This is a genomic window from Pseudoalteromonas sp. CO325X (assembly GCF_004208955.1).
GTDB lineage: Bacteria > Pseudomonadota > Gammaproteobacteria > Enterobacterales > Alteromonadaceae > Pseudoalteromonas > Pseudoalteromonas ruthenica.
Genome location: NZ_SGPG01000032.1, coordinates 377,447 through 386,893, shown reverse-complemented (window position 1 = coordinate 386,893; position 9,447 = coordinate 377,447). Strand labels below are relative to the sequence as shown.

General features: G+C 47.4%; 12 protein-coding genes and 1 tRNA gene. 8 read left to right on the top strand and 5 right to left on the bottom strand.

What is annotated here, in order from left to right; all coding sequences use genetic code 11:
• Window positions 1-222: 222 nt before the first annotated feature.
• A tRNA-Ala gene (locus EXT46_RS17285) sits at window positions 223-298 on the bottom strand.
• Window positions 299-511: 213 nt separating this feature from the next.
• Between EXT46_RS17285 and EXT46_RS17280 the strand changes: the two genes are divergently transcribed.
• Together EXT46_RS17280 and EXT46_RS17275 are read left to right on the top strand one after the other, a co-directional pair.
• Entirely contained in the window at window positions 512-904 is a 393-nt protein-coding gene (locus EXT46_RS17280) for a hypothetical protein (protein WP_053910070.1), read from the top strand.
• Window positions 904-1,437, top strand: a complete 534-nt coding sequence (locus EXT46_RS17275) for a prolyl-tRNA synthetase associated domain-containing protein (RefSeq protein WP_130148781.1) — start codon at window positions 904-906, stop codon at window positions 1,435-1,437. Before EXT46_RS17280 ends, EXT46_RS17275 begins: the two co-directional genes overlap by 1 nt.
• Here the strand turns inward: EXT46_RS17275 and EXT46_RS17270 are convergent.
• A complete protein-coding gene (locus EXT46_RS17270) occupies window positions 1,383-2,525 on the bottom strand; it encodes an MFS transporter (RefSeq protein ID WP_130148779.1) in 1,143 nt (380 codons plus the stop codon). The two genes, EXT46_RS17275 and EXT46_RS17270, sit on opposite strands and share 55 nt — an antisense overlap.
• 169 nt (window positions 2,526-2,694) lie before the next feature.
• On the opposite strand from EXT46_RS17270, the gene EXT46_RS17265 reads away from it, so the two are divergent.
• The 5 genes from EXT46_RS17265 (at window position 2,695) to tnpA (ending at window position 6,379) form a co-directional block, all read left to right on the top strand.
• Window positions 2,695-3,237 carry a DUF2058 domain-containing protein gene (locus EXT46_RS17265; protein WP_130148777.1) on the top strand — a complete coding sequence of 181 codons (543 nt, stop codon included), beginning with the start codon at window positions 2,695-2,697 and terminating at the stop codon, window positions 3,235-3,237.
• A 131-nt stretch (window positions 3,238-3,368) separates the two neighbouring features.
• Window positions 3,369-3,692 (top strand): cytochrome c, encoded by a 324-nt coding sequence (locus EXT46_RS17260; protein WP_045980550.1) that lies wholly within the window; start codon window positions 3,369-3,371, stop codon window positions 3,690-3,692.
• Between the two features lie 120 nt (window positions 3,693-3,812).
• On the top strand, window positions 3,813-4,580 hold the full coding sequence (locus EXT46_RS17255; protein ID WP_130148805.1) for a class II aldolase/adducin family protein: 768 nt from the start codon (window positions 3,813-3,815) through the stop codon (window positions 4,578-4,580).
• Between the two features lie 12 nt (window positions 4,581-4,592).
• Window positions 4,593-5,768, top strand: coding sequence for a mandelate racemase/muconate lactonizing enzyme family protein (locus tag EXT46_RS17250; RefSeq protein ID WP_022945905.1), 1,176 nt, complete (start codon window positions 4,593-4,595; stop codon window positions 5,766-5,768).
• Between the two features lie 167 nt (window positions 5,769-5,935).
• Entirely contained in the window at window positions 5,936-6,379 is a 444-nt protein-coding gene (gene tnpA / locus EXT46_RS17245) for an IS200/IS605 family transposase (RefSeq protein ID WP_130148775.1), read from the top strand.
• 63 nt (window positions 6,380-6,442) lie between these two features.
• Here the strand turns inward: tnpA and EXT46_RS17240 are convergent, their stop codons facing one another.
• Both EXT46_RS17240 and EXT46_RS17235 read right to left on the bottom strand, forming a co-directional pair.
• Window positions 6,443-6,811: a hypothetical protein gene (locus EXT46_RS17240; protein WP_045980552.1), complete on the bottom strand. Its 369-nt coding sequence runs from the start codon at window positions 6,809-6,811 to the stop codon at window positions 6,443-6,445.
• A gap of 5 nt (window positions 6,812-6,816) precedes the next feature.
• Window positions 6,817-8,391, bottom strand: coding sequence for a S41 family peptidase (locus EXT46_RS17235; RefSeq protein WP_130148773.1), 1,575 nt, complete (start codon window positions 8,389-8,391; stop codon window positions 6,817-6,819).
• Between the two features lie 197 nt (window positions 8,392-8,588).
• On the opposite strand from EXT46_RS17235, the gene EXT46_RS17230 reads away from it, so the two are divergent.
• Window positions 8,589-8,993, top strand: a complete 405-nt coding sequence (locus EXT46_RS17230; protein WP_022945902.1) for an META domain-containing protein — start codon at window positions 8,589-8,591, stop codon at window positions 8,991-8,993.
• Here the strand turns inward: EXT46_RS17230 and EXT46_RS17225 are convergent.
• Window positions 8,990-9,379: an acyl-CoA thioesterase gene (locus EXT46_RS17225; RefSeq protein WP_022945901.1), complete on the bottom strand. Its 390-nt coding sequence runs from the start codon at window positions 9,377-9,379 to the stop codon at window positions 8,990-8,992. The genes EXT46_RS17230 and EXT46_RS17225 overlap by 4 nt on opposite strands.
• Window positions 9,380-9,447: the final 68 nt, after the last annotated feature.

Below are 9,447 nucleotides of genomic sequence, written 5' to 3'. Positions count from 1 at the left end.
GCTTTTTTAGTTTTGAACGCGAGGTAGGGATACCGAGCCGGGGGATGGGCTTGGATGCCAGACTAAGAAAATAATAAAACAAAGAGGAAATGGTGGAGCTAAGCAGGGTGAGAAACGCTCGAAAAAAGCACTGCTTTTTTAGTTTTGAACGCGAGGTAGGGATACCGAGCCGGGGGATGGGCTTGGATGCCAGACTAAGAAAATAATAAAACAAAGAGGAAATGGTGGAGCTAAGCAGGATCGAACTGCTGACCTCCTGCGTGCAAGGCAGGCGCTCTCCCAGCTGAGCTATAGCCCCACTAAAAAGTGGCTTGTCCGTTAAGACGTTTGGTATTTTATTAATTTTACTTTCAAGGTCAAGTACCGCATCAAAAAAATTCACGCAAACTTAAACATTACCTTTATCTGATGCACGCACTAAGGTGCGGGATGTCGCTTTGCGACAATACGCTCCCCAAAGCGCGGGGGCTTTGATACAGTAGGGAAAGTTAATAATAAGAATGTCTTTATCATGTATAAATTAATCACGGTGGCCTTGTTTTACTGTGCTTTAACGGCCTGCTCATCATCTTATGATGAACCCGAATATGAGGTGCAGTCACAGCAATTTTACGGCAAAACCACAGAGCAAGGGCAGAAAATATTCGCCTATGTTATTACTGTCAAAGCCAGCCGCAGAGAAATGCTCGACCCGGATGAACCCATCACTCGCCGTGAGTTTGAACGTTATGCTGAAAAAGAGTATTTCGAAGAATCTCGGGTACTGAAACTGCAGCTTGAAGATCAAGGTGCCGCAGCTTTAAAAAAAGAGCTCGATGAGCGTCAGTATTGCCCTGGTGACTATGAAATAACACAAGTGCTATGGCGCGATTTAAGTGTGCAGTTGCGTGGTGAGTGCCTGTAATGAATTGTGCTATTGCAGCGCTGGAGGCGCTTTTTACGGCTTTGGATATTTCTTGTGAGAAGCTCTCTCACCCGCCCTTAGCCACGGCACAATCCGCCGACAGCATCGCCTTAGAGCGTCCCGGAGTGAGGCTAAAAAATCTATTTTTACGAGACAACTATGGCCGCCGGCATTTTTTACTGATCACCGCCCATGACGCGCAGGTGGATCTCAAAGCGCTGTCTAAAGCGCAGCAAGTATCGCGTCTTGGCTTTGCATCGAATGAGCGGTTACAGCGTTATTTAGGCGTACACCCCGGGTGTGTATCAATGCTGGCATTGATGAATGACCCTGAAAATCAGGTCGAATTATGGCTAGATGAGGCCATTTGGGAGAACACTCCACCTGGTATGCTTTATCACTGCCATCCTTTTGACAATCGTTATACTTGGCTGGTGGCCAAGCAGGACTTACTGCGTCTGTTCAGGCATTGGCAGCATCAAGTGCAGGTTTTGTCGGTCCCCAAACGTTGTGGCACGGCGATGAGTAAGTAGCCACATAGACACACAAGCATTAAACACCCTAAAAAAGCACGCTCGCCATAGGCTTGATACAACAACCCAGGAACAAACGAGCCCAGTGCGCCGCCGCTGTAGTAAAAAGACACATACACTCCATTGGTGAGGCTGGCGCTGGCGCTGCTGAGGCGGTTTACTAGCGGAGCAGCGGTGGCATGAATAATAAACATCGATGCACAAAAACAGGTAAAGGCAATGAGGAAAACCGGCAAACTATGCCAAAACATCAGCGCAATGGTGGCGCTGTAGCCTAAAAATACCGTGGCCAATAAACTGAAAATATTCGCACAGCGTTTTTGCAAATAGGGAGTAACAAAGGTCGTTAACGCTCCTAATAGGTAACCGCTATAAACCAAACCAATATTTTTGGTATTGGTCATGGCGTAGGTACTGCGCAAAATAAAGGGCAAATAATTCAACAGCGCTGCAAAACAGAAAAACATACAAAAAACACTGGCGTAAAGCGTAAGTATGCGCGTATTTAACAGTGCGCTAAGGTTACCCCGCAGTGGTGTATGGGCTTGACGTATGGGCGCACGATGGGCGCGAATGCATGCAGCGAGTGTCAACAATAACAGTGAATTAAGCCAAAAAAAGCTTTGCCAGCTGAGGTACTCAGCGAATCCAGCTGCTAAGGCGCGACCTAAAAAGCCACCAGCAATGGTACTGCCAATATAACCACTCATTTTTTTGCTCACTTCAGCGCCTTGGTAGCGTATCGCAATACTGGCCGTCATCGCGGTGAGTGCGGCGGGCAGTGCCAAACCTTGAATCAATCGCAGCGCTTGCAACTGCCAAAATTGCTCAGTGAGTGGTACCAAGGCGTTGGTTAAGGCGAGCGTGACCATCACTACTTGGAGCACCCGGTATAGGTTGCGGCGATTGAGAATGACACCATAAAGTAAAGGAGCAATGGCCAAAGGGGCCATGGTCAGGGTCATGAGCGAGCCAGCGGTGGCCGGGGATACTTGATAATGCTGTGCGAACAGCGCCAAAAGGGGTTGTACGGCGTAAAGAATAAAAAAAGTAAAGACCGAGCAGGTCAGTAACAACCAATAAGACATAAACCCAAGTACATAAAATGAGTAGCTGCAGCGTCAGTGTATCATAAGTTCAGAGGCAAACCTTGGCTTGCGCTTAGTCAAAGTTTCTCGCAATCACTTCTGTTACTGTCATTTCCGAAAATGATGAGTAAAATAACCTTATTCAGTTCGTATTTTACAAGTGATAGTTATGGGGTCATTACAAGATCAGCTTCTTAAAGCCGGGCTAACCAACGAGCATAAAGCTAAACTGGCCAAGTCGGAAAAGCGTAAAGCACAAAAGAAAAAGAAGAAAAAAGGCGCCACTAGCGACCAAAGTGATTTGCAAAAGCACATTGAGCAAACCAAACAAGCGCAGCAAGAAAAAGCTAATCAGCTGAATGAGCAGCGCCAAAAGGAGCTTAAAGAGCGAGAGCAGGTTGCACGGGTAAAACAAATTCTTGAACATCACAATCAAGATGAGATTCGCGGTGAGCTTACTTTCAACTTCACCTACAACAATAAAATTAAAGAAATCGATGTTAATGCACAAACCCAGCAGGCGCTGGCAAAAGGGCGCTTAGCTATTTGCGTATTAGAAGGTCAGTTTTATGTGCTGCAAGATGAGCCAGCCCGTAAAATAGCCGAGGTCGATGAAAAATATATTGTTTTCCATGTGGAAAATGAGGACGACCAAAAAGACGAGGACGATCCGTACGCAGACTACGAAGTACCTGATGATCTAATCTGGTAGTCAAAGTCGACGGCACCAGTACAGTCGTCGGTGGCGCTCAGTGTAGGTTAATTCTTAGTTGCTAGGTTTAAGAACATGGGTCTACACTCATTGTTAACATTTTATCTACCGTCAACATAAGAGTAACTACTATGAAAAAACTAACAAAAGTCCTTGTGGGAACTGGTGCCTTAGCATTATCGGCATTAACTATGAATGTTCATGCTGCCGATGGCAAAGCGCTTTACACCGAGAAAAACTGCCACACTTGCCACGGCGCCGATGGTAAAGCACCGATCATGCCTTTGTATCCTAAGCTAGCAGGGCAGAACAAAGAGTATATGGTCGCGCAAATGAAAGATATTAAGTCAGGCAAGCGCAACAATGGCATGTCGGCGGCGATGAAAGCCATGGTAATGAACATCAGTGATGCGGAGTTTGAAGCCATTGCCGAATACCTTGCCAACGTAAAATAAGGTCATTATTTTAAAAAAGCCATCGTAGGTTTGCCTGCGGTGGCTTTTTTTATTGAATGACACCCTGGAAGTGTTTAGACTTCTATACATCTATTTTAAGTGGAGTAACTCATGAGTGTGATCCCGACATTACCCCCGTTAAGCGTACGCGATAAGGTCAGTGATCAGGAGTGGCGTTTGCGCGTTGATTTGGCGGCGTGTTATCGCTTAGTTGAGCATATGCGTTGGGGCGATTTAATTTACACCCATATGTCGGCGCGTATTCCCGGCACTGATGAGTACTTGGTGAATGCATTTGGCCTGAGCTTCGATGAGGTGACTGCCTCTAATTTAGTGAAGGTGAATCTGCAAGGCGATATTCTTGACGACACGCCCCATCAAATAAACCCAGCAGGCTTTACTATTCATAGCGCCATTCACGAAGTGCGCGATGATGCCCATTGTGTAATCCACTTGCATACGAAAGAAACCATCGCTGTAGCCAGTGTTAAGGGTGGCTTGCAGCCTTACAGCCAGCACTCTATGTTCTCATTGCCATCATTGTCGTACCACGAATACGAAGGGTTGGCAGTGAATGACGAGGAAAAGCAGCGCTTACAACAAGACTTAGGCACTACTAACCATATGTTGTTAGTGAATCACGGCGGGTTAACCGTCGGGCCAACGGTGGGCGATGCCTTTATGCGTTTCTATGACTTGCAGCGAGCGTGTGAAATTCAAGTAGCCATGCAAAGTATGAATCAGCCACCTACGCCTGTGCCTCAGGCTATTATCGATAATATTTATAATCAAGCGAATGTGGTCCACAGCGGCAGCACCGGCGGGCAAAAAGCGTGGCCAGCTATGCTTCGTAAAGCATATCGTCTTGACCCTAGCTTTGCTGAATAACAAGGATAAGCCATGAAAGTAAATCGTGTAGAAATATTTGATATTCACTGCCCAGAGCGCCCAGCTTGGACACCCGTATTTGTGCGTATTCACACCGATGAGGGGATCAGTGGTGTAGGTGAAGCAGGCTTAGCTTATGACTTGGGGCACAGCGCTGCAGCAGCGATGATCAAAGAAATGGCGGATGCATTTTTAATCGGCCATGACCCATTCCAAACAGAGCTGTTATGGTCGCGGATGCTGCGTGAGAGCTTTTGGGGCCTCGGTGGCGGGCCGGTGGTCTACGCCGCTATGAGTGCGATAGATACCGCGCTTTGGGATATCAAAGGTAAAGCTTTGGGCTTACCTGTATACCAATTACTGGGCGGTAAGGTGAATGATGAACTGCGTACTTATGCGTCGCAGTTACAGTTTGACTGGGACAGCGAATTTAAGGCCTTAGTGCAGCCGCAAGAGTATGCGGAAGCGGCACTTAAGGCGGTGGCGCAAGGCTACGATGCCGTGAAAGTGGACCCAATTCAATATGATAAACAGGGGAACACTTACTACGATCGCACTAAGATCATCGACCGTGGCGAGATGAAACTGTACCGCGCGCGGATGCAGGCCATTCGTGAAGCGGTGGGGGACGAGGTGGATATTATTTTTGAATGTCATAGCCTGCCCGGAGCAACATCGGCAATTCAGATTGGTGAAATTGCTGAAGAGTTCGATTGTATGTACTACGAAGAGCCGGTGAATTACCTAAACCATTCTTTGCATGCAAAAGTGGCAGACAAAGTCGCCGTGCCCATCGCCGGTGGTGAGCGTTTATATAACCGCTGGGGTGTACGCCCTTACCTTGAAGATCAAAGTATTGACGTACTGCAACCGGATATTGGTTTGTGCGGTGGCTTTACCGAGACTAAAAAAGTCTGTGACTATGCCGATATCTTCGATGTACGTATTCAAGCGCATGTGTGTGGCGGGCCAGTGGCTACGGCGGCGTCCTTGCATCTAGAAAGTGCGATTCCGAACTTTTTAATTCACGAGCACCACACCTATGCCATTAAAAAGTGGAACCGCGAGCTGTGTATTCAAGACCCGCAGCCAGTGAATGGCAAGTTTAAGGTCAGTGAAGCGCCAGGAATTGGCATTGAGCTTAATGATGAGGTCGTGATGCGCTCATCAAGAGTTGAAGTGAAATAGCTTCACTCGATACAAAAAGGGCCAGCCTATGCGCTGGCCCTTTTTGTTGTCAGTCTTAAACCACCTCCTATGGAGGTGGTGATCGTCCGAAGGGGCTATGCCCGAAGAAGACTCATGTTAGATACTTCCTTTCGTTTGTAACCAGCAAATGAAAAGAGGTAAATAACATGAGTAGATACGATTCGGCATCACACGTTTTCTACAGGTGTCAGTATCATATAGTTTGGACCCCAAAGTACAGGTACAAGATTCTAAAGGGCAACTTGGGTAAAGAGTTGTACAAAAGTATCTATGTTTACTGCAATATGAAAAAAAGTAGAGTGGTTGAGCTAAACGTACAGATAGATCATGTGCATTTAGTAGTAAGGACCCCACCGAGTCTGAGTGTTTCAGAGTTAGTAGGCTTTATTAAAGGGCGAACAGCGATAAGACTGTTTGCGAAGTTTCCGTATTTAAGGAAGAAAAAGCTTTGGGGTAATCACTTTTGGCAACGAGGTTATTTTGTTGATTCAGTAGGAGCCAATGAAGAAATAATAAGACGCTATGTACGACACCAAGATAAGGAGTCGAAAGAGGAAGCAGAGCGTCAGTTGCAGCTAGGAGTTGAATAAGGCAAGAGCCCCCTTTTAGGGGGCAGTGTCAAAGCCACCTGCTAAGCAGGTGGATTTTTACTTTTACTGGCATTGCAGCTGTGGTGCCGCGACTAGGGTGTCGCTATTTAGGTGATGGATATAACACTGGTCTTCATCGCGCATCAGCATAAAGCGATCGGGCATGGTGATTTGTTTGCCCATGATAGGGTTGCCTTGGCTATCGACCACATTGGGATGGCTTAGTACCAATGAGCTTTGCTGGGTGAACACGCCGCCACTGAGGCGCACCTTATCAGCGTCAAGGATGCGACTGATAATCTCAGCGACTTGCTCGTCTGCGGCATTGACCAGTAGGGTTTGCTTGAGCTGCGAGTCGCTGGTGCTATTGCAACCGGTACTGGTGATAAACAGCATTGACGCCAACAGGGTGGTGATTTTTTTAAGAGTCATAGCCGTTAGTCCTTTCTCACTGGCGTCATTATCCGGTTGTTTTGCAACTTGCTGTGCGTGCGGTTGTCGCCGATGGCAGCTGCTCCTGAATTAGCCGCAGCATTGCTAACAGCATAACCTTTTAAGCCAGCTAAAGTGCTTGCAGCAGGGCAGTTACCGGTCGCGCGGTAGCCAAGAGCTGCACTGAGCAAGGCCTCATTACGATCGCCGAGTAAATGATTAAAGTCATCGGCTACAGCGCAGCCTTGCACAAGCACTGGCGCGCGCTCGGTATTAGTAATATTCTGCGGCGCAAAGCCATCGGCATATTCACCAAACCCTTTGTCATTGACGCCAGTAAATTGAATGGTGAAAAAGGTGGTATCGCAATTATCGGTAGGGTAAAAGCCATAAGGCTTGCCACAGGTGCCATCGCCAATGAGTACTACTTCAAAGTTACGGCTATCGGGGATACCCCGTAAGCCGTTAATTAACGCTTCGCTGGCGGAGCACGTGTTGCCGGTGGTGAGCACAAATACACGGTTCAAATTAAGACTTGGCAAGGCTGTGCCCGCGCTGATGCCGGAGTCGGGGTCGAAGCCAATGTATTCGTCAATAAAAGGAAAGGGAGTTAAGGGATCGCCAGTTACCGGGTTTGTGTCTGGGTTTTTATCATTAAAAATAGTTTGCTCGAATATCACCCCGTTGGTGTTATTGCTACCTGCAATCATATACCCGAGCTGAGCCGCCATGGCGAGAAAGCCACCACCGTTGTAGCGCATATCAACCACCAAGTCAGAAATATTGGCGCCCGCGAGTTGATTAACGGCATCAACTAACTGACGCTCGGCAGGTGCATTGTGATCATTAAACTGCATATAACCAACATTGCCAGTGCCGGTACTGAGTGTGCCCACCTTCATTACTGGGTCTTGGGTGAATTGCGCCGAGTCTAAGGTAATACGCTGTTGCTGGTTGGAGCCGCGCAGGGTGAAGGTAAACTGTGTTTCAACACCTGTTTGCGTGGGGAACAAAGCGGCGTTAATGGCATCGACATTGTCGCTATTGACAACATCCACGCCATTTACAGCGGCGATTTGCCAACCTCGCTCAATGCCTTGGGTGCTCGCATCAGTATTCGGCTCGCTGTAGGTCACCACGACCTCGCGCGGAGGAGTCGCCTTGACAACGCGAAAGTTAAAACCATAGCCTAACACACTGCCACTTTGCTGTTGTTGCTCCCATTCATCGGTGGGCAGGCTAAAGTGAAAGTTATCTTTGGGCGCACCGGACGCGGTGACGTCATTCGTTTTCAGTACATTGAAGTAGTCAATGACATCAGTGATGGACGCGGGATCGCGGTCTTCAATTTCATCGTACCAGAGGTAAGTTTCATTACTCCATGAGCGCAGCCAGTACTTTTGGTCTAGCGCAGCGCATTGGCCTTTAAATTGTTCGGAGTCAGCAAAAACACCGGCAACCCACCCTGTATCGGGGCTAGGGCCTGGGGATGTTGTATCGTCACTGCCACTCCCACAGCCATTTAAGGTAGCTATGATAGCGGCACATAAAGCCGTTCGAAAAGAATGTTTAATGATCATGGAGTTTCGCCTTAGTGTTAGCCTGTAAGTAACTTTATATCAAAGCGTGTAAGACTGTAAAAAGAAAGTTAACTCTTATGATTTATATCGCTTTCTTTTAGTTAAAGCAGTGCATTATACGTTGCTTTGCATTAGCATTAGCGCGATAGTTAATACCCACTACGGACGTGGCTAAGAATAAGCGTAAGGTGTAATAGGTGAGAGCAAAACAAGTCTTTGCGATGGCTATGGTTTTAGCGTTGAGCGGTTGTGCATCAACTGACGAGCAGCTAGCGGATGCAGCGAAGTACCATGACTGGCAGCTTATGTCCGTTGATGGTCAAGATGTGCGCCATCATCAAGCCTCACTCAGCTTTATTGATGCTTTGCAGCTAAATGGCTTTTCCGGTTGCAATGACTTCTTTGCCGCCAGCAATATTCGCGAGCAACGCTTAGAAGTCACTAATCTGGGAATGACCTATAAACAATGTAACGCCGCATTGACAGGCACAGAGCAAGCACTATTGGCGACGTTGAAGTCAGCGCCGATTGTGCGCCTTGGCGAGCGTCAAATGACGCTGAGCGGCGAGCATGTGCTTACCTTCAAGCGCACCACACCTTAAGCGATTAGCGTTTCAAGTTCTTTGGCAACAAAAGGGCGCCCTTTGGCATTCACCGCCGTCCCTATTACTTTGGCCTGTAGGGCCACTTTGTCGTCAGCACTGCGATAAACATTTTGCACAAACGCAAATTTTAAGCGGCTTTCGCGCACAACCTCTACGGTAACGTAGAAATGATCCCCCGGCATAAGCGATGCCTTGTAATCCAGCTCGCTACGCAGCACCACCAAGTTGATTTTATCTCTCGCAAGCGCAGCAAAATCAACCCCTTGCGCAAGTAAAAACTCGTGACGAGCATGCTCTAAGTAGTTGAAATAAACACTGTTGTTAACAATTCCTTGAATATCACATTCGTAATCGCGTACTTTCATATCAATACGAAAGGTCATAATCTCAATTCCTATATTTTTATTTGGCGCTGATGCTAGTATGGGGATTACAGTACATCAAGGCGTAA